21 protein-coding genes (1 of these 21 only partly in view) are annotated in these 25,986 nt (G+C 59.7%); 12 read left to right on the top strand and 9 right to left on the bottom strand.

The window, feature by feature from the left end; all coding sequences use genetic code 11:
• The 4 genes from ACZ5WW_RS22820 (at position 1) to cimA (ending at position 3,740) form a co-directional block, all read left to right on the top strand.
• Positions 1–603, top strand: a complete 603-nt coding sequence (locus ACZ5WW_RS22820) for a hypothetical protein (RefSeq protein WP_377163248.1) — start codon at positions 1–3, stop codon at positions 601–603.
• A 64-nt stretch (positions 604–667) separates the two neighbouring features.
• Positions 668–1,312 (top strand): sigma-70 family RNA polymerase sigma factor, encoded by a 645-nt coding sequence (locus tag ACZ5WW_RS22815; RefSeq protein WP_377163246.1) that lies wholly within the window; start codon positions 668–670, stop codon positions 1,310–1,312.
• 45 nt (positions 1,313–1,357) lie between these two features.
• Positions 1,358–1,867: a hypothetical protein gene (locus ACZ5WW_RS22810; protein ID WP_377163244.1), complete on the top strand. Its 510-nt coding sequence runs from the start codon at positions 1,358–1,360 to the stop codon at positions 1,865–1,867.
• Between the two features lie 307 nt (positions 1,868–2,174).
• Positions 2,175–3,740 (top strand): citramalate synthase, encoded by a 1,566-nt coding sequence (cimA, locus tag ACZ5WW_RS22805; RefSeq protein ID WP_377163242.1) that lies wholly within the window; start codon positions 2,175–2,177, stop codon positions 3,738–3,740.
• Here the strand turns inward: cimA and ACZ5WW_RS22800 are convergent.
• Together ACZ5WW_RS22800 and rfbD are read right to left on the bottom strand one after the other, a co-directional pair.
• Positions 3,737–4,468 carry an RluA family pseudouridine synthase gene (locus tag ACZ5WW_RS22800; RefSeq protein ID WP_377163240.1) on the bottom strand — a complete coding sequence of 244 codons (732 nt, stop codon included), beginning with the start codon at positions 4,466–4,468 and terminating at the stop codon, positions 3,737–3,739. The genes cimA and ACZ5WW_RS22800 overlap by 4 nt on opposite strands.
• A 14-nt stretch (positions 4,469–4,482) precedes the next feature.
• Positions 4,483–5,367 carry a dTDP-4-dehydrorhamnose reductase gene (gene rfbD / locus ACZ5WW_RS22795; RefSeq protein WP_377163238.1) on the bottom strand — a complete coding sequence of 295 codons (885 nt, stop codon included), beginning with the start codon at positions 5,365–5,367 and terminating at the stop codon, positions 4,483–4,485.
• A gap of 79 nt (positions 5,368–5,446) precedes the next feature.
• On the opposite strand from rfbD, the gene ACZ5WW_RS22790 reads away from it, so the two are divergent.
• A complete protein-coding gene (locus ACZ5WW_RS22790) occupies positions 5,447–6,718 on the top strand; it encodes an NAD(P)/FAD-dependent oxidoreductase (RefSeq protein ID WP_377163236.1) in 1,272 nt (423 codons plus the stop codon).
• Here ACZ5WW_RS22790 and ACZ5WW_RS22785 read toward each other — a convergent pair.
• Genes ACZ5WW_RS22785 through ACZ5WW_RS22775 form a run of 3 tightly spaced genes read right to left on the bottom strand, consistent with a single transcriptional unit; the run spans position 6,657 to position 8,846 of the window.
• A complete protein-coding gene (locus ACZ5WW_RS22785) occupies positions 6,657–7,130 on the bottom strand; it encodes a hypothetical protein (RefSeq protein WP_377163234.1) in 474 nt (157 codons plus the stop codon). The genes ACZ5WW_RS22790 and ACZ5WW_RS22785 overlap by 62 nt on opposite strands.
• The gene (locus ACZ5WW_RS22780; RefSeq protein ID WP_377163232.1) at positions 7,127–8,341 is read right to left on the bottom strand and encodes an acyltransferase family protein; all 1,215 of its coding nucleotides are present in this window, start codon (positions 8,339–8,341) and stop codon (positions 7,127–7,129) included. The genes ACZ5WW_RS22785 and ACZ5WW_RS22780 overlap by 4 nt, the downstream gene beginning before the upstream one ends.
• A 58-nt stretch (positions 8,342–8,399) precedes the next feature.
• On the bottom strand, positions 8,400–8,846 hold the full coding sequence (locus ACZ5WW_RS22775; RefSeq protein WP_377163230.1) for a hypothetical protein: 447 nt from the start codon (positions 8,844–8,846) through the stop codon (positions 8,400–8,402).
• 120 nt (positions 8,847–8,966) lie between these two features.
• Here ACZ5WW_RS22775 and ACZ5WW_RS22770 point away from each other — a divergent pair, with 120 nt between their 5' ends.
• From ACZ5WW_RS22770 to ACZ5WW_RS22755, 4 genes are all read left to right on the top strand, one after another.
• Positions 8,967–9,461: an FHA domain-containing protein gene (locus ACZ5WW_RS22770; RefSeq protein WP_377163228.1), complete on the top strand. Its 495-nt coding sequence runs from the start codon at positions 8,967–8,969 to the stop codon at positions 9,459–9,461.
• A gap of 146 nt (positions 9,462–9,607) precedes the next feature.
• Positions 9,608–10,879: an adenylosuccinate synthase gene (locus ACZ5WW_RS22765; RefSeq protein ID WP_377163226.1), complete on the top strand. Its 1,272-nt coding sequence runs from the start codon at positions 9,608–9,610 to the stop codon at positions 10,877–10,879.
• Positions 10,880–10,955: 76 nt separating this feature from the next.
• On the top strand, positions 10,956–11,192 hold the full coding sequence (gene rpsU, locus ACZ5WW_RS22760; protein ID WP_377163224.1) for a 30S ribosomal protein S21: 237 nt from the start codon (positions 10,956–10,958) through the stop codon (positions 11,190–11,192).
• 187 nt (positions 11,193–11,379) lie between these two features.
• Entirely contained in the window at positions 11,380–12,264 is an 885-nt protein-coding gene (locus tag ACZ5WW_RS22755; RefSeq protein WP_377163222.1) for a polyphosphate kinase 2 family protein, read from the top strand.
• Between the two features lie 39 nt (positions 12,265–12,303).
• On the opposite strand, the gene ACZ5WW_RS22750 is transcribed toward ACZ5WW_RS22755, so the two are convergent.
• From ACZ5WW_RS22750 to ACZ5WW_RS22740, 3 genes are all read right to left on the bottom strand, one after another.
• Positions 12,304–15,147: a PVC-type heme-binding CxxCH protein gene (locus ACZ5WW_RS22750; RefSeq protein WP_377163220.1), complete on the bottom strand. Its 2,844-nt coding sequence runs from the start codon at positions 15,145–15,147 to the stop codon at positions 12,304–12,306.
• A 68-nt stretch (positions 15,148–15,215) separates the two neighbouring features.
• Entirely contained in the window at positions 15,216–16,655 is a 1,440-nt protein-coding gene (locus ACZ5WW_RS22745) for a hypothetical protein (RefSeq protein ID WP_377163218.1), read from the bottom strand.
• A 25-nt stretch (positions 16,656–16,680) separates the two neighbouring features.
• The gene (locus ACZ5WW_RS22740; protein ID WP_377163216.1) at positions 16,681–18,105 is read right to left on the bottom strand and encodes a Gfo/Idh/MocA family protein; all 1,425 of its coding nucleotides are present in this window, start codon (positions 18,103–18,105) and stop codon (positions 16,681–16,683) included.
• Positions 18,106–18,211: 106 nt separating this feature from the next.
• Here ACZ5WW_RS22740 and ACZ5WW_RS22735 point away from each other — a divergent pair, with 106 nt between their 5' ends.
• The 3 genes from ACZ5WW_RS22735 to ACZ5WW_RS22725 are packed head-to-tail and all read left to right on the top strand — an operon-like array spanning position 18,212 to position 21,273.
• A complete protein-coding gene (locus ACZ5WW_RS22735) occupies positions 18,212–19,183 on the top strand; it encodes an ABC transporter substrate-binding protein (protein WP_377163214.1) in 972 nt (323 codons plus the stop codon).
• A complete protein-coding gene (locus ACZ5WW_RS22730) occupies positions 19,180–20,562 on the top strand; it encodes a sensor histidine kinase (protein WP_377163212.1) in 1,383 nt (460 codons plus the stop codon). Before ACZ5WW_RS22735 ends, ACZ5WW_RS22730 begins: the two co-directional genes overlap by 4 nt.
• 36 nt (positions 20,563–20,598) lie before the next feature.
• Positions 20,599–21,273, top strand: coding sequence for a response regulator transcription factor (locus ACZ5WW_RS22725; RefSeq protein ID WP_377163210.1), 675 nt, complete (start codon positions 20,599–20,601; stop codon positions 21,271–21,273).
• 392 nt (positions 21,274–21,665) lie between these two features.
• Here ACZ5WW_RS22725 and ACZ5WW_RS22720 read toward each other — a convergent pair whose 3' ends face one another.
• A protein-coding gene (locus ACZ5WW_RS22720; protein ID WP_377163208.1) for an autotransporter-associated beta strand repeat-containing protein crosses the window boundary here: on the bottom strand, positions 21,666–25,986 show its final stretch. The gene runs 25,763 nt beyond the window's last position; only the last 4,321 of its 30,084 coding nucleotides appear in the window; its start codon lies beyond the right edge, outside the window — the gene reads right to left on this strand; its stop codon occupies positions 21,666–21,668.

Below are 25,986 nucleotides of genomic sequence, written 5' to 3'. Positions count from 1 at the left end.
ATGGAACACGTTCTCGTCATCACCCGCCAGCTCTTCGATCAACTCGGCAGTTTTCAAGGCTTCCAAGCCGACGCCACACGGTATCTGCACGCGATGCTGGCCCCGGGAGCCAACCACTTCATGGAGCGCCCGTCCGCTGAAAAGGACCCCTCCCACAAGCAGCTCATCCCCTATGCCGTTTTTCATCATGAAGGCCGGTTTCTGAGCTACACGCGCGGCGGCAGCTCCGGCGAGAAGCGCCTCGTTGCCAAGCGCTCCATCGGCATCGGCGGCCACATCAATCCCGTGGATGCCGGCCAGGACGGGCTGGGTGAAACCATGTACTACAACGGCGTGGAGCGCGAGATGGCGGAAGAGCTCATCATCGGCGGCACGCACACGCAGAAGGTCATCGGACTGATCAATGATGACGCGACGGAAGTCGGCAGCGTGCACCTTGGCGTGGTGCATTTCTTTGACCTCAGCAGCGACGATGTGAAGTCGAATGAAGATGCCATTCAGGACCTGCGCTTTCACACGCTGGCGGAGCTGCATGCCATGCGCGAGCAGCTTGAAACCTGGTCACAGATCTGCGTCGATCACCTCTGGAGCGTTCAAAAATAATTGAAATTTACGCCTCCATAAGAAACGCTTGTTTGTTTAGGCAACGGGTGTTTCTCTTACTTTAATGGAAGAATCATCACTCAGCGCCGCAGCGACCCCCATCGCATCGCTGAACCAGCCCGCGCAGAGCAGCAGCTCTGCCGAGGACCGCATTCTGGTGGACAAAGCCCAGGCCGGAGACACGCATGCATTTGATGACCTCGTGCGCAAGTACACGCCCAAGCTTTACGGCTTGATCTATAACATGACCTCGAACCGCGAGGACACGGCGGACCTGCTGCAGGATGTGTTTGCCAAAGCCTACCGCTCCATCAAGCGCTTCATGGGCAAGTCATCGTTCTACACCTGGATCTACTCCATCGCGGTGAACATGACTTTGAACTTTCTCAAGAAGCGGGGAAGGCACCACAAGGTGAGTCTTGACGATGTAGATACAGGCATTGAGAACGACCCTGAGTTTATCCGCGTCACGACGGCCAACACGGGCACCTTGCGCGAAGTGACCATCCATGAACTTCAAAAAAGGTTGAACGCAGCCATGATGAAGCTGTCGGAAGATCACCGCACGGTGGTGACCTTGTACGATGTCCAGGGTCTCCAGCATGCCGAAATCAGCAAGATACTAGGAGTCTCGGAAGGGACTGTCAGATCACGACTGTTTTACGCACATCGCCTGCTCCAGACTTATCTTGAAGATTTCGTGAAATAAACTGTGCCATTACACTTTAAGAAGAAACACGATCCACAGCACGCCATGAGTGAGTTTGAAGACATCCAGCGGTTGATTCGATTGAAGCGCTTTGAGCAGCCTGAGGAAGATTTCACCGACAGCTTTTTGCGCCAGTTTCATCAGAGGCAGCGGGCAGAGATGCTGCAGCAGTCCTCCTTGGAACTTTTTTGGGAGCGTGTCGCCACGTGGTGGAGCAATCTTTTGGTGCCCAAATGGGGCATGGTGGCCGCAGCTGTGTCCGTATGCGCCATGAGTCTGTGGCTGATGTCCCATCCCGCAGAGAGCCCCACCGCAGCACTTTCCGCCAACCAGGAGAAGCCTTTTGTGCCCAAGCTCGATCTGAGTGATCTCTCCCTTGCACGCATGTCTCAGCATGATGACGCCGCTGTGGCCGACATGCTGATGCGCAAGCACCTGGAAGTGCGCCCCTCTCTCGAAGGAAATTTGCTGCCCGTGGACGGCTGGCAGCAGCCCTCGCTGAAAAACGCCATCCCCGCCATTCAGGCAGGGCAGGAAGGCATGCTGGGCAAGTAGCGCCCCACCAGCCAGCCGGGCTGTGAACCAGCCAGCGGCACACAGGCAGGCTAAAACTTCCCTTTGCCAGCAGGGCACCCCCGGCGTAATCCTAACGCTGCTCATGGGAAACCGCCCTGACATCTGCCCGACCATCCGAATTAGTTTCGGACTCATCCGCGCCTGACGCCGCCGGAAGAGTCCGTTTTTTCATGCATGCCTGCGCGAAAAGCGCCCCTGGCTGCCGGCGTCACGGAACTTATGGCACCCGCCACTCCGGTTTGTTTTCCATTGCATCCCCCCTTCATCTCTTCATTTCCCCTCCCTCATGTCTCCAGTTACCATCTATGACACCACCCTGCGTGACGGCACGCAAGGCACCGGCATCTCCTACAGCACCCTCGATAAAATCCGCGTGGCGGAAAAGCTCGACGAATTCGGCGTGCACTACATCGAAGGCGGCTGGCCCGGCTCCAACCCCAAAGACGCCGCCTTCTTTGAGGAGGCCTCCAAGCGCTCCTGGAAGACTGCGAAGATCACCGCCTTTGGCATGACCCGCCGTGGCAAGATGAAGGTCGAGGACGACCCGCAGGTCAAAATGCTGCTGGACGCCAAGACCCCTGCCGTGACCGTGGTGGGCAAGACCTGGGCGCTGCACGTCACCGAGGTCTTCCAGGTCAGCCTGGAGGAGAATCTGGCCATGATCTCAGACACGGTGGCCTACCTGAAAAAGCACGGCCGCGAGGTGCTCTATGATGCGGAGCATTTCTTCGACAGCTTCAAGGAGAACCCGGAATACTCCCTCAAGACCATCAAGGCCGCGCAGGATGCCGGAGCCGACCTTATCGTGCTCTGTGAGACCAACGGCGGAGCTCTTCCGGAGTTTGTAGAAGAAACCACGCGCAAGGTCATCGCCCATCTGGGACGTCCGGTCGGCATCCACACGCACAACGACGGCGGAGTCGGCGTGGCCAATGCTTTGGCAGCAGTGCGCGCCGGTGCCTGCCAGGTGCAGGGGACGATCAACGGCTACGGCGAGCGCGTGGGGAACTGCAACCTCACCACCATCATGCCGAATCTGCAGATCAAGATGGGCATCGACCTCGGCCTCGACCTTACCCGCCTGCGCGAACTCGCCAATTTCGTCGATGAACTCGCCAACGTGCCGCATGACATCCGCGCTCCCTATGTGGGTGTGGCTGCATTCACGCACAAAGGCGGCCTGCATGTGCATGCGGTGCAGAAGCTTGCCCGCACCTATGAGCATGTGGACCCAGCGCTCGTCGGCAACCAGCGCGTCATCACCATCTCGGACATGTCCGGCCAGTCCAATGTGATGATGAAGGCCGAAGGCATGGGCTTTAAATTCGCCAAAGGCGACGCCCGTGTGCAGACCATTCTCTCCGAAGTGAAGCGCCTCGAGAGCGAAGGCTATGAATTCGAAGCGGCAGAGGCCTCCTTTGAGATGCTCATCCGCAAGCAGCTGGGACAGCACAAGCCGGTCTTTGACCTGATCGAGTACCACTCCACGCACCGCTTCCACGGCGGTGAGCATGGCTTTGAAACCTGCGAAGCCACGATCAAGCTCGAAGTGGATGGCAGCCGCGTTTACACCGTGGATGAAGGAGACGGCCCCGTGAATGCGCTGGACAACGCGCTGCGCAAAGCCCTGCTGCCCTTCTTCCCGGCGCTCAAGGACATGCGCCTGGCAGACTACAAGGTGCGCATCATCGACGGCGGCACGGGCACTGCGGCCAAGACCCGCGTGCTCATCACCAGCACCGACGGCAACGCCACCTGGGGCACCGTCGGCGTGAGCTGCAACATCATCGACGCCAGCTGGAAGGCGCTGGTCGATGGCATCGAATACTTCCTGCTCAAGAGGGCGGCTTAGCAGCCGACAGCCTTCATCCCCGCTGCCTCCAGCACCGCGCTCAGGTCTGGCGGCAGCGGTGCTTTGACCGTGAGCTGCTGACCAGATGCCGGGTGCTTCAGGCTGAGCTCATGCGCGTGGAGAAAGAGCCGCTTGGCCAGGATGGATTTGCGCAGCTTGCGGTTCAGCTCAAAGGAGCCGTAAACATCATCCCCCACCAGTGGGATCTGGCGTGAAGCCGCCTGCACACGGATCTGGTGTGTCTTGCCGGTGATCAGCTCGACCTCGATCAGGACCACTCGATTGAGAGCATTCACCTCCATCACGCGATATTTCGCCTCTGCATTGGGCCGCACGCCATGACGCACGGTGGTGCGCACCTGATGCCCGGCATGCGCGGTGACCAGGTGGTCCAGCCAGACGCCTTCAGGCTTGAGCGCACCTCCGCCGCTGCAGAGCGCGAGGTATTTTTTCCGCACGAGCTCGGCCTCAAAGGCTGCACGGCATGCAGCGGCTGTTTTTTCATCCTTGGCCCCGAGCAACACGCCCGAAGTGTCCTGATCCAGGCGGTGCATCAGCCACACGATTCCAGCCGCCGTTTTGAAGCAGCGCCGGTCCTGGTCATAGCTGCCCTCAAACGCGGCGGCCTGCGGCTTTCCAGCCTTGGGGTTCGGGTGAGAGAGCACCCCGTGCGGTTTGTTCACGACAATGAGGAAGCGGTCCTCATGCAGGATGTCGCAGCGGGTCATGGCGGAGGCAGGAGTCATTGGGGCTGATACTTCTGCACCAGGTACTCTTCCAGCGCATCATGCCAGTGGCGGATCTCTCCGCCGAGCAGGTTTTGTAATTTCGAATTGCTCATCACCGTCAGCAGCGGGCGTGGTGCCCTGAGCTGGGTGAGGCTGGCCAGCTCCACCGGCTGCACGCGGGAGGTTTTGACCGGCACCTCCAGCCGGGCGGCAATCGTGAGCGCAGCCTCCGCCCATGAATGCCAGGATGCGACCCCGCTGTTGCAGAGATGCAGCACGCCAGAGATTGTCGGATGCCGGACAATGAGTTGTTCGATCCAGCCGCAGATGTCTGCGTGGCTGGTCGGCACTGAGATCTTGTCTGCCACAGCGCTGAGGTCGCCAGTCTGAAGGGCTTTCTGGATCATGCTGTCAGGATGGCTCGGTTTGTCTGGCCCAAACAGCCACGAGACACGTGCCACGAGAGCACCGGGGGCAGCCCTGAGCACGGCCTGCTCTCCGGCCAGCTTGGTGCGGCCATAGACGTTGATGGGAGCCGTTTCGTCCGACTCAAACCACAGGTCACGCCCGGTGCCGCTGAAAACGTAATCCGTGCTGAAATGGATCATGCGTACGCCACGCTCATGACAGCATTCCGCCAGAATCTGTGGTACCACGGCATTGGCCAGAAAAGCCAGCTCAGGCTGCACCTCGCAGGCATCCGGGCTGGTCATGCCTGCGGCATTGAGCAGCACATCAAAATCATGTGCCGCCAACGTGGCCGCCACGGTGTCCGGCCGCCCGAAGTCCAGCTCGGCACGGGACCATGATGTCACTTCGTATTCAGGGGCAAAGTGGCGCCTGAGAGCGCAGCCCAGGCCTCCTGTGGCACCAAGAATGAGGATGCGCGGTGATGGCATGCCGCATGCTTGCCACACCTCCCGCACTTGCAAAGCCAAAAGGCATCTCCAAGGTAGGTGCGCGACTGATTAAGGATGAATGAGTGAAGCACAGCCCAAGATTGTTATTGTAGGAGCCGGCCTTGCGGGGCTGGCATGTGCCCGCGTACTGGCGGCAGCAGGCCGCCCCTTCACCATTCTGGAGGCGTCCAATGCCGTAGGCGGCCGGGTGCGAACGGACGAGGTAGATGGCTTCCTGCTGGATCGCGGTTTCCAAATTTTCCTGCCGGGTTACCCGGAGGCCAGGCGGGTGCTTGACTATGAGGCGCTCGACCTGCGTTCCATCTACAGGGGGGCGGATGTGTTCGTGAAAAACCGCTTCCACCGAATGGCCGACCCCCTGGCACATCCGCTCGCGGCACTGAGCAACTTCAATGACGTGATCGCAAGCCTGCGTGACAAATGGACCACCCTGCTGCTGCGCAAGGAGGTTTTCGGCCTTCGCGCCCCTCCGGTCGACATCCAGGAAATGGAGACGGAGGACTACCTGCGCGACTTTGGCTTCTCCGAGAAAATGATCGACCGCTTCTTCCGCCCGTTCTTCGGAGGGGTGTTTCTCGAAAAAGACCTGCGAACCAGCGCACGCATGATGCTGTTTCTGTTTGCCATGTTTGACCGTGCGGGCAGCGCGCTCCCCGCACGCGGTATGCAGGCGATCCCGGAGCAGCTTGCCCAGGCGCTGCCGCCAGGCAGCCTGCGGCTGAATGCGCCAGTGGCCGCAGTGCGCGCCGGTGAGGTGACCCTGGATACAGGCGAGGTTTTTCACGCCGACCATGTCATCGTCGCAGTCAGCGAGGAAGTGGCGCACAGGCTGCTGCCAGCAACCGACAACACCCCTTTGCTTCCCAGCCGGTCAACCACGTGCATGTATTTTGCCACCGACAGCCTGCCGCCGGGAGATCCTATCCTCTATCTGGATGGAGATGGCCGGGGCCCGGTCAACAGCGTCCTCGCGCTCTCGCGCGTCTCGCCCCATTACGCGCCGCCGGGACAGCACCTCCTCTCCGCCTCCATCATCGGCGCGCCATCCAGCACGGAACTTGAGCAGGTCGTGCGTGAGCAGATGAGCCAGTGGTTCGGAGCGGATGCCGTTTCCAAATGGCGCCAGCTGCGCACCTATCAAATCCGCCATGCGCAGCCGGAAAGCAGGCAGCTGCGGCTGGGTGAAGGCCCGCTTGCGAGCGTGATCCAGCCGGGCCTCTACCGCTGTGGAGACTGGTGCGAGAATATCTCGATCAACGGGGCGCTTCTCAGCGGCCGTCGATGCGGAGAGGCGGTAATGAGAGCGTTGGGAGAACCGAGCCCGGATTAGGCGCGGCCGGCGCGGACTCAGTGGGAAGCACAAAAGGATTGATCGTGGCTGCAGCGTTGTTGAGCCTCACCTCCACCTTCGTGGTGCCAAACTTCCCCGGATTCTTGCCAGCGATGGTGCGCAGTTCCTGGGCGACACTTTCGGCGTCGGCCCGGTTGGCGAGATCTCGTATGGTCACCGTCGTGAAGCCCGGCCCCGCCTGCACCTCGATCTTGCTTGCCGGAACCCCCATGTCCACGTGAATGAGCTTTTCCCAGGCGCTGGCATGCTGCAGATCTGGCAGCGTGACGAGCCCGGCCTTGTGATACCGCTCCTCCTCTTTTGAATGACTGGCCGGTGTGGCAGAGTCCTGCTTGTGCTGGCAGGCAGCAAGACAAGCGATGGCGGAGAGGAGCAAGAGTCGGAGGATCACAATTTGATAAAAGCCTTTTGTTTGTACAGCCACCAGCAGATCAGCCACAGCACGAAAAGCACCCCGCAGCGCTCAATGACAGGCAACCAATACGCCGGAAAGGCCGCCTCGGGCAGATGCTTGTGAAGATTTTCAGAGATCCAGCCCGCGCAGAGGCTGTGCAGCAGGTAAATCACGATGCTGTTCGCGCCCACGACCACCAAGGGGTAAACTAGGCGCCGCATGCCGCCGATCTCCACCAGCCAGTAAAACACTGAAAGCATGATGAGAACCCAGCCACCGCTGAGGATGGCCCAGGACGGGGTCCAGATGCGCTTCACGACAGGCAGCAGCGTGTATTGGTCAAACTGAGCGCCGATCACGGGCAGAATCTTGACGTCCAAGGCCGTGCCCACCACCACCAAAACAAGCCCCACGAGCAAAAGCGCGCCGCATTTGCCCTTGTCCGTTTTCCGGCTGGACATCAGGAACATGCCGGCGAGAGCCCCCATGAGCATGGTGGCAAGAGCGGGAATGAAGTTGAGGGTTTGATAACCGCCAGGATTGTACAGAAACGGCTGCGCCTGCGGCAGCTTGTTCAGCCAGGTGCGGTCAAAGGCAGCAGCAGCGTTGGTGTGGATGTTCCAATGCCCGGCAAACCCCGGCAGGATGGCATGCTCAGTGCCCTTCATGCCGGCGATGGCGGAAAGCTCGTCCGCCGTCGGCAGCGGATGATTGATGAAGAACCAGGTGTAGCCGACGAGGATCAGTATGACCCCGGACAGGATGTATTCCCAACCCATGCGGGACAGAAGGAACAGCACGAAGTAGCCGAGCCCGATCTGCGCCAGCACATTGGTGAACAGGAACACCGTATGCTTGTCCGCCGCACGGGTGGCAAGCATCACGCCCAGGGCCACCAGAAGGATGGAGCGTGAGAGCGCATGCCAGGCCATGCCAAAAAACGACTGCCCGTGCTCGCGACGCTTTGCATACGAAAAAGGCACCGCCATGCCCACCATGAACATGAAGCTCGGCTGAATGAGATCCCACAGGGAGCAGCCCTGCCAGTCCTGATGGGCGAACTGGGGTTTGATGAACTCCCAGACGGAGCCGGGGTGGGCCGCTGCCATCTGCACGATGCCAAAGCCCGAAGAGGCCATCAGCAGCATGATGAACCCCCGAAAGGCATCGAGGGACAGAAGACGTGGGTTGGAAGTGGTCGGGTTCATGGAGCAACCACAAACGCCGCTCGCACCGGCCTGCTATCGAAAGCAGTGAAGGAACTGATCAGGCCGCCTTGAGCACTTCGTGCGTGTGAATGGCGGGATTCACAATATCTCGCACGAACTGTGCAGGCTCGGCTCCGGCGCCGAACACATAGATCCGTGTGCGCAGGGTGAGCTTCTTGATCTCAAAGCCCGGAGTATGAATGCTGCGGTAATAGTTGAGGATCATTTCTTTCTCCAGATCCAAGGCCGCGCCTTTCATACCGTATTCGAGCACAAAGGCGGCCTTTTCAAAGGCGGGCTGTCCGCCGATGCGGGCCTCCTGGCTGATCGGATCGATCAACACTTTTTCCACGAAGGCCTTGAGCGCCGCCTCATCCCCCTCGAATTCGATCTTGTACACACGTCCCTCGCGGTATTTCAACGGCAGCGGGTGGGGGGCGTACAGCAGCTTGTGACAGTCGCTTTCAGTGTCGAATTTACCGAGGATTTCAAAAATTTGGGTCACGAGGGTGGCGGGGATGGTTGAGAGCTTTCCTAGCAAGAACGCCCGCCCGCGCAAGCCCGCAACGACCTCCTGTGAATCCCTCTTGCCTCCCCTGCCCCGGCCTGCTACAACTGCGCCGTTATGCCGCGAATTCAATTCACCACTCCTGACGGTGCCACTGGCACCCTCGAACTCGACGCCGAACGCATGTCCGTAGGGCGTGCTGATGACAACCAGCTCATCATCGCTGACGACTCCGTGTCCAGTCACCATGGTGAGTTTAGTTTTGACGGCAGCAGCTGGACTCTCACCGACCTTGGCTCCACCAATGGAACCAAAATCGGAGGCTCCCGTGTGGAAAATGCCAGCCTCACCCCCGGAGCTGCGTTCCAGCTCGGCCATGTGAACTGTGTTTTCGTCGGCGACGGTGAAGAAGCGTATTCCGCCCAGACCACCACAGCCACCACTCCTTCCACCGGCTACGGCAGCATGCCATACAACGGTCGCATGCGTGCGGGTTTCGGCCCCAAGGTGAAGCAAAAAAATCCTGGCGCAGCCTTGACCATCCTGCTCGGAGTCGCCGGCATTCTGGCCTGCGCCGCCGCCATTTATTTCGCCAAGCAAATGGGAGCCTGAGACCGTCACACACAGCACGCGCTCGCGAACTTGGCTCCGGATCTGGAGCACTTTAGCGGCCCTTCAGGCTGCCATGGCACGGCTTGCGCATCTTAAAAAACAACCCCTTGCGGCTTCCCCATGCCGCCACCCCAAGAAAAGAATCCATGTCTAACACAATCATTGTCGGAGCCCAGTGGGGCGATGAAGGAAAAGGTAAAATCGTCGATTACCTCACTGAAGGCGCAGACCTCGTGGTACGTGCTGCCGGTGGCAACAATGCCGGCCACACCGTCATCAGCAACGGCACCAAATACATCCTGCACTTGATCCCCTCGGGCATCCTGTGGAAGAACAAGGTCTGCGTCATCGGCAATGGCGTCGTGATGGACCCCGTGGGCCTGCTGGCAGAAATGGCCAAACTGCGTGGCCAAGGCGTGGAGATCACCCCCGAAAACCTGCTGATCAGCGAGACTGCCCACCTGGTGATGCCCTACCACCGCGGCCTGGACAAGGTACGTGAGGCCAAGCGTGGCGACAAGAAGATCGGCACCACCGGTCGCGGCATCGGCCCAGCCTACGCAGACAAAGTGGAACGCGACGGCCTGCGCACCATCCTGATGACGCAGCCTGAGATCTTTGAGGAAGAGCTGCGCGACCGCCTTGCACGCCACAACGCCACCTTTGCCGAGCTGGGCGTCGAACTGGTCCCCGTGGAGGAAACCGTGAAGGAAATGCTCGAAGCAGCCAAAGCGCTGGCCCCGCACATCACCAACACCACCGTGTATCTGCACGAGGCGATCAAGGCCGGAAAAAACCTGCTTTTTGAAGGCGCTCAGGGCACCTACCTCGACATCGACCACGGAACCTACCCGTTTGTCACCTCGTCCAACACCACCTCCGGCGGCGCCTGCACCGGTTCCGGTGTGCCTCCGCGCATGATCGACAAAGTCGTCGCCGTGGGCAAAGCCTACACCACCCGCGTGGGCAGCGGACCGTTTGTCACCGAGAATGACGCCATCGGCGACATGCTGCACAACATGGGCCGCGAATTTGGAGCCACCACCGGCCGTGCACGCCGCTGTGGCTGGCTGGACGCCGTGCTGGTGCGCTATGCTGTCATGCTCAATGGTGCGGATGAGCTCGCCATCACCAACCTCGACGGGCTGGACGGCCTGGACACGGTGCAGATTTGCACCGCCTACACGCTGCGGGGCAAGACGCTCAACTACCCGCCGAGCACCGCCGCCGACCTGGCCGCCTGCGTTCCCGTCTATGAAACCCACCAGGGCTGGAAGCAGGATCTGAGCGGCATCAAGAAGTTTGACGACCTGCCGCCACTGGCCAAAGCCTACCTCAAACGCCTCGAAGAGCTGACCGGAGCACGCATCAGTCTGGTGGGAGTCGGCCCTGACCGGGAGCAGACTCTCATCGCATGAGGTCATTATTCCATTTGACGCCCGCTCTCATTCCCCTATTTTCACGCCCCTTTTCCCAAACCACCCAGACCCGTTTATGACCGAAATCCAGATCCGTAAAGGCGAGCCCGTTGACCGCGCTCTGAAACGCCTCAAGACCCGCCTTGAAATGGACGGCATTCTTGAAGAAGTGCGCCGCCTCCGCGCGCACGAGACCCCGAAAGAACGCACCAAGCGCAAAGCCCGTGCCGCAGCCAAGCGTGGCAAGATCCGCTATCGCTTCACCCTGCCAAAGGCCCCCGGCGCTGCGGAAGCACCGGTCACCGCTGCTTAATCAGGCACAGGGAAAAACTTTGAAGGGCGGGCTCAAACCCCGCCCTTTTTTGTGCCCTCACGCCACCCCTGGGCCCGGCTGGGGTGAGCAAGCTTGCCAGACGCACCGGCCCGGCTGGCTATGCGCCCGCAGTTCCTTCTGTCAATCGGGGCGCAATGCTGTTTAGTTCTTCAGTCCCTTTCACTCCATGAAGCTCAAGCTCGACCTCGATGATTTCCGCGTGCCGGATGGCAAAGCATTCCGTATCAAGAAAGCAAAGACCAAGATCAGGGACCTCTACAAGGACGATGCCCACTATGAGTCGCTGATCGCCGAGTTCCGCACGGAGATCGACGACCTGCAGCAGAAAATGTACGCGCAGGACCGGCAGGCGCTGCTGCTGGTGTTTCAGGCCATGGATGCCGCCGGCAAGGACAGCACCATCAAGCATGTGATGAGCGGCGTGAACACCCAGGGCGTGGAGGTGCATGCCTTCAAGCGCCCCACCTCTGCGGAACTGGACCATGACTTCATGTGGCGCACCACGCGCGTGATGCCACCGCGCGGCCGCATCGGGATCTTCAACCGCAGCTACTATGAGGAGGTGCTCGTCTGCCGAGTTCACCCCGAGATCGTGACCAAGGTCCAACGCCTGCCCGCACATACGACGAAGAACATCAACAAGCTTTTCGCCGACCGCCTCAAAGACATTGCCAACTTCGAGGCCTACTGCCACCGCAACGGCATCCTGATCCTCAAGTTTTTCCTGAATGTCTCCAAGGGCGAGCAGAAAAAGCGTTTTCTGGACCGCATCAACACGCCGAGCAAGAACTGGAAGTTTGAAGAAGGAGACGTTGGAGAGCGCGGCTACTGGAAGGAGTACATGGAGGCCTATGAGGATGCCATCCGCGTCACCGCCACCGAGGAATGCCCGTGGTATGTCATCCCGGCGGACGACAAGAAAAACATGCGCCTCATCGTCAGCGCCGCGATCCTGAATGAGATGCAGAGCATGAAGCTCAAATACCCTGAGCTGCCGCCGGAGCAGCAGAAACACCTGCAGGCGGCGAAACGAATGCTCGAGTCAGAATAGTGGCGCTCTCAGGTTAACAGAGCGCCACTCCCCGTGCGGCTATTTCAGACTCCGCAGCCAGGCCACGAGATCGAGCAGATCGGTTTCGGGCATTGTTTGATCCAATCCCTGAGGCATGAGGCTGGTCGTCAAGGTCGTGTCACCAGCAATGGTTTGATGAGCGATGGTCTTTTCCTGACCGGCGATGTCCACCACGAGCAGCCCCTCAGCGGTGTGGGATTTGATCACACCTAGCGTCTGCTGACCATCGCTGGTTTCGATGACATGGGCCTCATAATCACGGGCGAGCGTGTTGCTGGGGAAGAGAATGCTTTCAAGAAGGTCGCGCTCGGTGCGGATGGCTCCGATGTGGGAGAGATCCGGGCCGATGGGACGACCTGCGGAACCGATCTTGTGGCAGGCGATGCAAGTCCCCTTCCCCATTTCGAAGTTCTTCTTTCCATTCGATGCGTTGCCGCTGGCGATGACTTTGTCTGCGAGCGGACCGAGAAGACGTTTCTTGGACTCGGAAGCTGCAATGGCAGCATTGTATGCGGGCAGGACAATGGTTTCGAAAATGTCGGGCGGCAAATCGCTGAATGCGGTGCGGTAGGCGCTTTCCTGCTGGCTGGCGATGACGGGATTTTTTGCGATCTCAGAGGCGAATGCGCGAGCGACTTCAGGCTCCTTTGATTTGCGCACGATGCCGAGCAGCGATTTGAGCTCAACGGGGCCCAGGGTGGCAAAGAGCGGTGCGATTTCGAGGAGCTGTGGCTTTGCCAAAGGTGCGCTGGCGATCATGCCTGCTGCCTGAATCTTCGCTGCCGAAGAGGAGGCGGCATCAGCGAGCACGCCCTTGACCATCGTGAAGGTTTCACCGGCGAGCTTGACCGACTTGGCGGCATCCAGCGCCTTGAGGCGAATGGCCAGCGGACGCTTGGTATCATTGGCCATGGTTTGGAGCGCGGCGTCAAAGTGCGGCGTCTTGAGTTTCTTGATGGCGTCGAAGACGAGCGGTGTGGGTGATTCGGCGAGAAGCTTGTCCAGTGCCGGGAACCAGGCATCGTTGGTAATGCCCGAGGTTTGGGCGGCGAGGATGCTCAAAGCCGCCATGCGGACGTCCACCAAGCCATGGCCGAGCATGGCAGTCATGAGCGACTGCGCGGATGGCTTCGCAAGGTGTCCGGAAATGACCTGTTTGATAAATGACACTCTTCCTTGAGTGATGTCGGATGCTTTGAGCCATCCAGTGAAGGCCGCTGATGCTATTTGGTCGCCATCTGGCATCACTTCAAACGATCTCCGAATGGCATCCGCCAGAGAGGGGGACGTTTCGGGATCGAGACGACGAAGGGAACCCTCGATTTCATTGGCAAAGCTTTTTTCGGAACCATGACGGGCTAGTTCGACCAACAGCCAGCGGCTCATGTATCGGTCTGAGGCAGGGCCACTGTGAAAAGGGGGCTTCATTTGACGAAGCGCATAAATTAAAAGGTGCTCAGATGAAGGATCGAGCTCCTGCTCCATCAACTGTCCCAGCACGCTCATCACCTCACCTTCCTGCGGCAGATTTTTTGCAACCCATTCCAGCGCAAGACGCCGTGTGTGATCATCATTCGACTTCAGTGCTGCGATTTGGGATTGGAGATCGTCTTTGCGGACGGAGTCATTCGTGGTCTGAACGGCGAGCTGCGGATTCTTCGGCTTGATGCGATATACCGCGCCGAGCAGATCGGATTTTGCCATAAGGCTGGAGGGACAGCCGATGCGGAACCAGCCGCCAGTGTCGAGCAGGAGCAGCGAGCCGTCGCGCGGGTCTTCCATCACATCGGTGAGATGAATGTCGGGGTTGTAGAGTTTGAGAAATTCGTTTTCGACGGCCTTGTAGGTGCTGCCGCTGGGTGTGAGCTCCATGCGTACAAGACGCTGGGTGTTGAAGTGGGTGACCATGAACTGCTGTGCGCTCGTGTTCTTCGTCGGATAGCTTTTCCAGAAGCAGCAGCCGCTGACAGCAACGTGACCGAAGTTGTACATCACGGGCATGGTTTCCAGTGTGCGTGGCAGGTGCGCGATGGCTTTGAGCTGGTCGCTGCGCTCATAGACGCCGCCGTAGAGCCAGTGGATGATGGTGTCCCCGCGCGGCTGGCTGTAGTAGAGGTTCTGCACGCCGATGATGTCGCCGTCACGGGTGAAATCGACTTCGACCGGGTTGTCGCCGCAGCCGAGGGAGTGCCAGGCGACGTCGGTGCCGTCAGGCTTGCAGCTCCAGATGCCGCAGGCGAGGGATTCATCCACGAGAGTGCCATCCTTCTGCGTGACCTTGTGCCCTTTGCGGCCATGGCACCAGTAAAGGCGTCCATTGGGATGCAGGAAGGGACCGTGGATGTCTGCAGCGTTGCCTGTGTAGTCGAAACCGCCCACGATCATTTCGCGCTGGTCGGCCACGCCGTCGTTGTCAGTATCGGTGAGTTTCCAGATGCCGGGTGGCGAGCCGACGTAGAGGCTGCCGTTCAACCAGCAGGCGCCCTGGGGAAAGGTCATCTTGTCGGCAAAGACAGTGCTTTTGTCGAAGGTGCCATCTTTGTCTGTGTCCTCGAGAAGAAGCACTCGGTTGGGCGGACTGGCCTCAAGCTGAGCCTTGTTCCAGTTCACGCCGACGGCATCTCCCACAAAGAGACGCCCCCTGTCGTCCAAGCAGCCCATGATGGGGTGGGTGACGAGCGGCGCCGCAGCCACGACTTGGAGCTGGTAGCCTTCGGGGAGATCGTGCTTGGGCAGCGCGGGAGATGCCTTGCCTGTCACAACGCCGGGCCGCTTTCCGCTTTCAGGAATGGTGAGCCCTTTGTCGGGAGGGAGGTCGGCGGCGAAGGCGGGGATGGCTGCAAGGAGAAGGAGACGTCGCATGGTGGGAGTCATACGTAGCGCCCCCCGCGTCTCATTGCAGACAGCCGGCCTAAATCCAAAATCCTGCCCTACAATCTCCTCACTTCCTGCACCTCCAGCCCGGTGAGCTTCCATTCCTCTTTGACCGGGGTGATGGTGATGCGGGCGTTGTAAATATTGACGCGGGGATGGCTGTGCCCCCAGTGGCCGACAATGCCCCGGGCCATCCAGTTGCAATCTGCGACAAACCCCTCGCCCGTGGGCGCGGCCTCCACCTTGTCCACAGTGGCGGAGAATTCGGCGATCGTGACGCGTGTTCCTTCGCGACCATCAAGCGTGAGAGCCTGGATGGTTTCGAGGTACAGTTTGCGCAGCAGCTCGCCGTCCACGCTGCGTGCCAGCACATCATACACGTCTGACTCTGCGTGGTGGTCAAAAGCACGGTACACATTGCGAAGGAGCGGAGACACGATCTCCTGCGCCTCTTCGACCTGAGTGACGGCCGGAGCGTCGGGCTCCGTGTATACCGGCACCACCAGAAGCTGGCTCATGAGCACGGCACCGAGAAGCCAGACAAAAAAATAGGGCAGACTCCCGCCTGGGAGCCGGTGCTCTTTGACTTTGAGGTAGATGTAAAAGCACAGGCCGGTGACCACCCACAAAATGCCGCCCAGCGGCAGGCGCAGCGGCTTGGGCTGGGGAATCTTCGGCACCACGGCCAGCGGTGCCGGGCGGGGCATGCGCCCCTGATTGCGCCAGCGGAAAGTTTTAATCGAAGAATGGATTTCCCCAGATTCGCTGAGCCTGGTCTCACTCATCGGCCCAAAGAAAACGCGTATCGGCAGATTGGTCAGGCCATTCATCCAGCCTTTCCAGGTGACATTCATCTCCTCCGGCCCTGGCGGCGTGGCAAACTCCCAGATGAAACCAACGAGCATCTGGTTCACAGCCACCGGCTCCCCCTCCTTCAGCGGCAGCGTGTTGCCGGGCAGGCCTTTGACCACTGCCACCAGCGGCAGCGGCACGGGCAGCGCCTGGTCGCCCACGCTCAGCGCACACCAGTCTGCGGCCCGAGACGCCATGGTATCGACCACCTGCTTTTGCTGATCTGCCGGGAGAGATTCCGGCAGGCTGGCTTCAGGAGACAGCCATTTGAGCACGGTGGCCGCATCAAAGAGCACCTCAACGCGTGTCTGATAGGTTTCGATGTACAGATAAGCCTGCGCCACAGGGCCAGTGATGGTGAAAGAACTGGCCGTAGGCAGGGGCGGCGGCGCCGCTGGCGGTGGGGACTCAGGCTTCGGCTCAGGCTTGGCTGCTGGGGGCGGCGGCATCTGCGCGGGCACAGGCGCCGTCTGGGGCACTGCCGGGCTGGCGGGAGCCAGTGAAGGCAGTGTCTCCAGAGGCTTGAGCGGGCCTATTCTGATGGTGTCCTGCGCCCGCATGTCAAAGGCTGTGCCAGCGCTGACAACTAGGATGACGGCCGAGATGAAGCGGCTCCAGAGCGATGACAGGGGACGTTTTGACATGCGGCGAAGTGGGAAAGACACCGAATCAAAGCACCCACGGCTTGCGCCATTCCTTGGAAAGCAGCGCCGATGCGGCGGCATTGTCTGCGATGGTCTCCGACTTCGGATCCCACTTCAGCCCTGTGCTGCCACTGCGCAGGGCGATGTTTGCCAGGTGAGCAATGGTGATGCTGCGGTGGGAAACCTCGATGGGTGTGGCTGTCGGTTTGCCGTCATAAATGCAGGAGAGGAAGTTGTCCGTATGGTCTTTGCTCTCGTAGAGGTGGATCTCTTCCGGACGAGTTTTCTCCCGGAGAATCTCAGGGCTGCTGGCTGTGATCTTGCCGCGATTGACGTAGATCCATTTGCCCTCATCTCCTTCAAACATCACGCCGACGTGATCAAAGGGCTTCTTGGCATTTGGCGTGGCCAGCGCTGCCTCCACCTCGGGCATGAGCTTGTGTGTCGGGCTGGCCACATGCATGACGAGGCCGTTTTCATAGACGCACTCAAAGGAGAATTCGGAAGCCGTGTTGTAGAGCGCGGCCCTGTCCATCGTCCCGGAAACATTGCGCAGTTCGACGGGGCCGCTGAGCTGGGTGCCCATGCCCCACTGGGCGATGTCGATGTGATGAGCACCGAAGTCCGTGATCATGCCACCGGAGAAGTTGAAGTTGTGGCGCCAGTTGAGCGGCAGCAAGGCGGGGCGGTAGTCCATCTGTTCGGCCGGGCCGAGCCACATCTCATAGTCAAAATCTGGCGGCAGTGGCGCCGGGTTGATCTGGTCCGCCATGCCGTTCCAGTTGCTGTGCCCGCCGGGCAGGCCCACGCGCACCCGCTTGAGTTTGCCGATGCGGCCATTCTGCGTCATCTCGCAGGCCATGCGGAAGTACTGGTCGCTGCGCTGCTGGCTGCCCGTCTGCCAGGTCACGCCGGCCTTGGCCACTTCATCGCTCATGCGGCGCCCCTCGGCGACGTTGAGGGCCAGCGGTTTCTGCCCGTAGATGTGCTTGCCTTTGCGCGCGGCATAGATGGCCATATAAGCATGCCAGTGGTCCGGCGTGGACACCTGCACGGCGTCCAGGTCTTCCTTCTCCATCATCTCACGAAAGTCCGCATAAGCAGCGCAGGCCTTCACCGGCTTGTTTGCCGACTGCGAATAGTGAGCGTCGATGGTCTTTTTACCCGCCTCACGGCCACCCGTCTTCTTGCCATCATAACCATAGTGGCCGTACTCCTTCATGGGGTCTGCCACGGCAATGACCTGGCATTTGTCATTGTTAAGGAAGGTCGGTGTCCAGTCCGTGGCGATGGTGCCCCAGCCGATGGCACCGACGGTGATCCGCTCCGAAGGCGCCGGACGCCCGCCTTTGCCGAGAGCCGTGGCGGGAATGATGGTGGGAAAACCGAGAGCGGCGGCGCTGACGGTCAGAAAATGACGACGGGTGACGGCGGATGTGTCTGGGGCCATGGGGATTAACTTAGCGGAGGCTCCCGCCGTGGCCAGAAAAAGAAATGACGAACTCCAGCACAAGCAAAAGTGGACATGCTGCGCCGCTTTGCTGCATGATGGCCGGATGAAAGACCCGAAGGCACTGCTGCAACGCTTCCTGCCCCTGCTGTTCGCAGCACTGCTGCTGACAGTCTCTTTTTTCCCTTACCAAGAGAAGAAAAACCGGCTGAGAGTCGTGCCCGGGCTGGGCACAGCGGCGGAGTCCCTGCTAGTGGCGGGAGATCTGCAGAAACTGCCCGCCAATCATTTTCAGGTGATCGAGATTCCCTGGTCGTCAGCAGTGGTGCGGGCGTTTGGCAGCGGCGCTGCTGATGTGGCTGTGGTAACGCTGGACTCTGCCGTGCGCATGCGGGAGGCGGGCCAGAAACTCAAGGTGCTCAAGGTGCTCTGCAGATCTGCAGGTGCCGATGCAGTCATTTCACACGGCGACATTCTCCGGCTGCAGGATCTCAAAGGGAAACGAGTGGGCGTGGAGCGCAGCGCAGGCTCCTACCTGATGGCCAGCGCCCTCGAAAGCGTCGGCATGACCATGGCAGACATCGAGCTCATCCCCATGTTTCAGTCTGAGATGGAGCAGGCGTTGCAAGTGCGGCAGGTGGATGCGGTCGTTATCACCGAGCCCTGGCTTACGAAGCTGTCGCGCGGCAGCATCCACCGCCTGTATGACTCCAGCCAGCTCAAAGTTCCCATCATCTATCTGCTTGTCGCTTCCGAACGGGCCTGCACATCCTCCCGTGAAAACCTGCTGTCACTGATCAAAGTCCAAAGTGAAATGGCAGACAGCATATGGTCCGGGCGGCCGTTTCCAGGGATGGATGCTGTCCTCAGACGTGAGAACCTGAGCGCAGAGGAGCTGGCAGAATGCCTTGGACGGCTGCACACGCTGGACCGTGCAGAAAATGAAAAAATGCTGCGCCTGCTCCCTGAGCTGGCAGGACAGACCGAAGATCTCATGCTCCGCCATGGCATCATCGTGGCCAAGCCGTCTGGTGGCGAATGGATCGACACCAGCTTTATCAAGGAGGCTCTTCCATGAAATTGTTTCACTCCATCCAAAGCCGCATCACCCTGACAGTGCTGTCGTTCGGGCTGCTGATGATCCTGTTCAACAACTGGAGAAATCAGGACTGGCTGGTGGATCGCCGTCTGGCACGCCTGGAACAGGAGGCCACCGAAACCGGCAGCCGCCTGGCCGGTCTGCTGCAGCATCTTTCCCGCAAGCAGCAGCAGCGTGCCGCCGAACTCGAGATGGCCTATGTGTCACTTTCTCCGGACGTCGACCTGGGACTTGTCTGCAACAAGGAAGGTGTCGTCACGTGCGCCACACACATGCAATGGCAGCAGATGGACGTCCTGAAGACGCCCCTGGCAGACGAGTGGCGGCGGCATGCCTCAGTGCTTCAGACCATGGTGCCCGTCTTTGCATGGAACGCAGAAAAGACCTCCCTGGTGGCGATGGTGCCATTCTTTGAAACCTATGAGTCCACCAGCCGTGCGGCGGTGCTGATACGCTATGATGCGACGCTGGCGATCGAGGATGTGCGCGAGGAGGCCTGGCAGGAGTCTCTGCGCCAGGCCGGTGTGCTGCTGTCCCTGTGCCTGCTGCTCTGGTATGCGCTGTACGAATTCATCACCCGCCGTGTGCGCAGGGTGGTGGAGATCCTGCGCTCCGCGAGCTCCAAGGACGGCATCCTCATGACCTTGGAGGGGAATGACGAACTTTCCATGATATCCGAAGAATTTACCGGAGCTGTGACCAAGCTGCGCCGGGCGGAAAACATGGTGCTGGAAGCTGCCGAGCAGGAGCGCAGAAAGATCGGCAAAGATCTGCATGATGACCTGTGCCAAAGACTTTCAGCGATCAAGATGAAAGCTGGCGTCGTGCAGGGCATGCTCCCGGAAAAGGACGGCAAAATCGCCGCCCTGGTAGGGCAGATGGCGGAGGATCTCTCGGAGTCCACGGTGATCGCCCGCAGCATGGCATGGGGGCTCGCGCCGGTGGGAATCGAAAATCATGGATTGAAGGATGCGCTGGAGAATGTGCTTCGATTTGCCGAGAAATCGTACATGGTGAAGTGCTCGCTCGACTATTCTGATTTGAGCCCCGCACTGACCGGAAGCTCGCAGGAGCTGCTGTTCCGCATTGCCCAGGAGCTGGTGGTCAATGCCTGCAAGCATTCCAAGCCAGATGTCATCAACATCACCGTCAGAATGGAGGACTCCTGCGCTGTGCTCAGCGTCATCCATGACGGGACGCCTTTCGCTGAGTCTGCTGAGACACAGGGGCGCGGCATGGGGCTCATTCTCATGAGCCAGAGGCTGCGCACACTCTCCGCCACGCTGGAGAGAACTGTGGAAAGCGGTGAACGGGATTTCTCGATTGCCATTGTGCGGATTCCGCTAAAGAATCCATGATATAAAAAAGCATTTCCCCCATTGAACCGCGCACCAATGAAAACCAACACCCCACAAGCACCCATCCGAATTGCCATCGTGGATGACCACACCATGATGCGCGAAGGCTGGAGACTTTTCATTGAAAACGCCGAGGATCTGGCCTTTGCGTGGATGGCCGGAGATGCCTCAGAAGCCGTGCGTAAAGTGGACGAAGACACCCCTGATGTACTGGTGGTGGACATTTCGCTGCCGGACCGCTCCGGGCTCGAACTCATCAAGGATCTTCGCCTCTTGCGCCCCAAGCTGCCGATGATTGCGATCTCCATGCACGATGAAAAGCTTTACGCACAACGCGCGCTTAAGGCGGGCGCCCGCGGCTATGTCATGAAAAGCGCCCCACAGAAGGTGCTGGAGCAAGCCCTGCACCGCGTGGCTTCGGGTGGCATTGCCGTCAGCGAGGAAATGTCCGAAGAAATTTTGAAGGCCTTCTCCTCCGGCAATGCCACGGAGTCCAAGGACTCCATCTCCGAACTGAGCGACCGTGAGTTCGAAGTCTTCGTGCTCATCGGCCAGGGCAAAAACACTGGCCAGATCGCCGAAGCCCTGCGCATCAGCACCAAAACTGTGGATGTGCACAAGATGAACATTCGCGCCAAGCTGGGCATGAACGAGACCGGCGAGCTGGCCTACTTCGCCATACGCTGGGCAGAAGGCCAGAAGACCAACTGATACCGCAGGCCGTTGCTGACGGACCCGCTCCTCAACCGAAGAAGGGCCGCTGGCTTGAGATCTTGACCGGCTTTATGCGAAAACAGCAGCGGAAGAATGCTGCTCTGCAACGCCAGCGCACTGAAATCACCTCAGGCATCTGGATAATTTCCAAAGAGCAAGAAGCAGCGAGTCTTGGATGTTCGCATTCAAACAAAGGCCAGCCCTCATTTAAAGAACTCGTCGCGCCTTCCAAAAGCCACGGATGGTGAGCATGCGGCGGCGGCACTTTCCGCCAAGCATTCAGAGACACCCGGCAGAGGCGGGCACCTCCTGACCTCCCGCCTTAGCAGGCAGGTCAGGCACCTGCCTGCGGCCCGCAAACCGCGTGAGCGCGCGAGCCTGGGCGCGCATCAAATGACCGAACGGCGGCGACGGCGGATGACCAGGCCCATGAGACCAAGCAGCAGCAGCAGCAGTCGTCCGGGTTCTGGGACAACCACGACGATGATGCCCTGACTGTCAAAGAGGCTCACATCCCACCGGAAGCCTGATCCAAGTTCAAAGAGATCAAGATCCGTGCCCGTCTCTGCACCAGTGCGCAGCAGACCGCCGTTGTAGGCGACACCGCCGACATTGTATGTCAGATCAGCACCCGTCCAGTCGAGGAGCTTAAACACGTCTCCAGCTGTGGCATTGTAGCCATTGTTGACGAGGGTGATTTTGGAACCCGTGATGATGGTCAGAGTTCCGCCGACAACGATCTGATCGTGCTGTGCGGTGGTGACAGGGTCATTGAGCATGTGGCTGTACGTCGGATCTGTGGCGAGCGCACTCACCCAGCTGCCATACCCTGCACTGTCATATCCGACGGCATTCATCGCAGTGTAGCTGGAGCGCTGGGCCTGGAGTGAAATGTCCGAGGTGGCGCCGAACGTTGTGTTTGAGGCAAAGGTCAGCGTACCCATGGTGGTGCCTGCCTCATCCCCGGGCCTCAGATTGCCAAGAATGAGCGAGGTGCCCTGAATCTGGCCGGTACCAGCCACCGTGGTGCCGACGGCGGATGTGAAACCGGCTGCATTGGCGGCACCGGTGTCCCCCACCCCGTTGCGTCCCACCTGCAGGATGCCGGCAGAGACTGTCGTCGTGCCAGTGTAGTCATTGTCCAGGGTCATCGTGGCCCAGCCGTTGCCAGCTTTCACCACATTGAGCGCTGCGGAAGCCGTCGGGCTGGCACCCGGAGCGAAGAACTGGCTGTTCAGAGTGCCGTCACGGAATTTGGCGTCCCAGAGCACTTCTGTCGTGCCGGGTGTGCTTTGGGTGATCGTGAGCGTGCCCTGTGTGGCTGCGGCGTTTTCGATGATTTCTGTGCTGCCATTGGTGCTGGCGCTCATCGTGCCGGTGTCTCCGGTGAAGGGGCCGACTCCTCCGTTGGTGCTCAGAGAACCAATGACACGGCTGCCGCCACCGATCTGCAGGATGGAGTTGTAGCCCATGTCCACATCATTCGCAGCCGAGAGCGCCTTGTCGTTTTCGAGACGAACGATGGTGGTCTGGTCCTGGTCGTAGCCCGTGTTGGCACTGATGCGAACATCCCCCGTCCAGCCGCTGTTGTCAGCCTTGAGCACAGCGTAGTTGTAGGTGCGGCCACTGGTGTTGTCGTTAGCACCCCCTGTGTCGTCACCAAAGAAGGTGATGTTGCCGCTGGTGACTGCGCCGTCGATGAGCCTGCCGTTGAAGTTGACGTAGTTCTGACTGCCGCCGTTCTCAGCAGCGTCATTCATGTAAACGAGGAGGCTGTCGTTCAGCGTGATGTCGCCGTTGATGTTGATCAGGTTGCCATTGGCGACCGTTTCAACGGAGAGCTGCTTGGTCTGCGTGGGATTGTAAACCACATTGATGTTGTGGTTGATCTCGACGGTGTAGTTCTGAACCTGATCCTGGTTCTGGATCACCAGTCGTGCCGTTCCCTGACGGTTGTCAGCACCCAGGGTGATCGTCTTGCCCGTCAGGTAGCCAGTGCCAAAGACATCCGCCTGGACAGTGCCATAGACGGTGCCCTGCAGAATGGTCAGGTTTCCGGTCCAGTCAGGATTGTTCGAGCGGAACTCCATCTGGCCCAGGCCATCCTTGATGATGTCGCCGTTTCCGGTGAGGAAGCCCGCACCGTTGCTGAAACGAACGACCTGACCGCTGACTACATCAAAGGTGGTGGTGCCTTCAAGTGTGATGACGCCGTTCAGATTCACCGTGCGGAGGGCCGGGTTGGCAAAACCTGACGGTGTGGTGACATTCGGATTGAGCGAGCCGACAGTGACATAGTTGCCGCCTTCAAAGGTGATCCATTCTTCAATGGTCCAGTCCACGGCCGCATTCATGGCCCCCATCTGGATGGCCAGGTTCGTTCCGGTGCGGAAGATGGTGCCATCCGCGAAGGAATTGTTGGTGCCGAGGATGGTGGAAACCTGCGTGGCCGTGGCGGTTGTGTTGTCACCATTCAAGCGCAGGGTTCCCTGACGGATGTCGAGCAGGCCTTGGAAGCTGGCGTTGTTTCCGGTATTCAGCGTGCCTTCCAGAGTCAGCGTACCCGCGCCAACCTTGACAAGGTCACCGCGATACAAGGCGGTGGAGGCGAGTGTTCTGACACGCAGCTCAGCCGCTCCATCGACCACGTCAATGACGCCGCTGCCGCCTGTCACCATCACACCGCGGTTGCCAAGGTCTGCATAACCGGTGCCGGTGAAACGCAATGTGCCGCCGCCGAAGGTGATCTGATCCACGACGGCCGCCCCGGGATTGACCCCGAGCTGGGACACATCGCTGATGGAGAGGATGGCACCATCAAGGAATGTCTTGCCCGTGTAGCTGTTGGCACCATTGAAGACCACAACGCCCGTGGTGCCAATGGTGGCGGCATCCACCGAACTTGGGCCGGCGATGGTCACATTGATCGCGCCGGTGATCGGCACGTTCACATTCAGGTTGCCGGTGCTAAACTGATGGAAAACAAGCTCGGAAAGCCCGCCCGTGGTCGTCAGAGCTGCCCCCGCGCTGCCAATGATGGTCTTGTTGGCTGCGCCGACATTGCTGCTCACCAAGATAGCGCCGCCCGAGGAAGCAATGCCAGTGCCGGCGACTGTCAGCACGCTGCTGCCGAGATCGACCACGCTTTCCGCGTTGGCGTCAAACCTCAGGGTGCTGATGCTCAGCGCCGCGCCACGAGTCCCGCTGAAGCCCGCACCGCCATTTTCGGAGATGTTACCGTTCAGCGTCCAGCTGCTCACATCGTTGTTGTAGTCGCTGGCGACACGGATGGTGCCAAAAGAGGCGACGTCATTGCCACTGGCGCTGACCACCATGGCAAAGTCCGTGGCGGTGCGCAGCTGGGTGCCATAAGTCATCCATGCAATGACGGCATCCTTGAGCGCCGCATTGGAGGTGGCATTAAAGTCCAGAGTGATCTGGGCGATGCCGCCAGCAGCGCTGTCTTCGACCAGGTTGGCCGTGGACCCGAGCGCACGGGTGAAGTTGCTGGTGGTGTTATTGGCGTTCGCATTGCCCATGTTGATGGTCATGTTGCGAGCCGTGCCTGTGTTGGTCGTGCGCGCCATGATTTCATTGCCGCCCAGCGTGAAGTCCACCACCCGGATGGCCGCATTGTTGGTGGCAAAGGCGGTGCTGGTATTGGCGTCAGCGCTGGCCAGGGCGATAACCGTGCCGCCATCAAAGCGGACATTCTGGTTGCCCACCAATGCCTGCACTGTGGTGCCGGTGTGATTGAGCACCAATGTGCCGCCAGCAAGGACGAAATTGGAGTCGGAAGCGGATGCAAGACCGGTGTTTTGCAGGATGACGGTGCCGCGGCCCTGCTTGAGGAAGCCAAAATTCGGAGCCGTGGTGCTGCCGGTGTTGCCGGTGATCACCTGGTTGAACACCACGGTGCCGCCGCTCTGGGCCTGGAGGTTTGCCACGATGCTGCCCGTCACCAGCGAGCCGGTGCCGGTGCCAAAGGTGACGGTTCCCTCTTCATTCAAGCCGCCCACGTACTTGGCTCCGGTGCCCACCATGGACCAGGCAGCCATGTTAAAGAACTGGCCATCACGGGTCAGGAAAAGCGAACTGAAGGCATTCCCGGTATTTCCCATGACAAAGCCCTGCATGCTTGTGCCACCGTTGATGGCAAAGGAGGTGGTGTTGGAGTCGGCGTTCGGAATCCGGCTGATGGCGGTGTTGGTCCAGAAACCGGTGCCGTCATTGCCCACAGCGTTCGGATCATAGGTGATCATCATGTTGCCACGGATCAGAGTAAGACGGCCGACAGCATTGTACTGCTGCTCGAAGATGAAGGCCGTTTGATCATTTCCTGGGGCAAGATTGACACGCAGCACCTCATTCTCGTTTGTCCGCACACCTGCGAGTGTTGGTAGAGTGGAGATCGTGTCGGCAATCGGGATGGCGTTGCCGTTTGCGTCCAGCTTGTCCCCAAAGGTTCCACGGAAGATGAAGAGCTGGGTCAGTTCACCCGATGTGTCAAACTGCACGATGCGGGAGTCGATCTGGGTGATGTCATTGGAGATGGCGGTGTTGCCACCGGCAATGTTGCCATTGATGATGGTGTTGCTGTTGCCATCCAGACGGATGCGAGGCGTGAACAGAGCCTGGCCGGCCAGGTCCACGTTGTCGATGGTGATGTTGCCAAAGTAATTCAGCGTGCGGCTGAAGTTGCGAAGGATC

The organism is Prosthecobacter fluviatilis (assembly GCF_055388355.1).
This window is presented reverse-complemented; position numbering and strand designations above follow the sequence as displayed.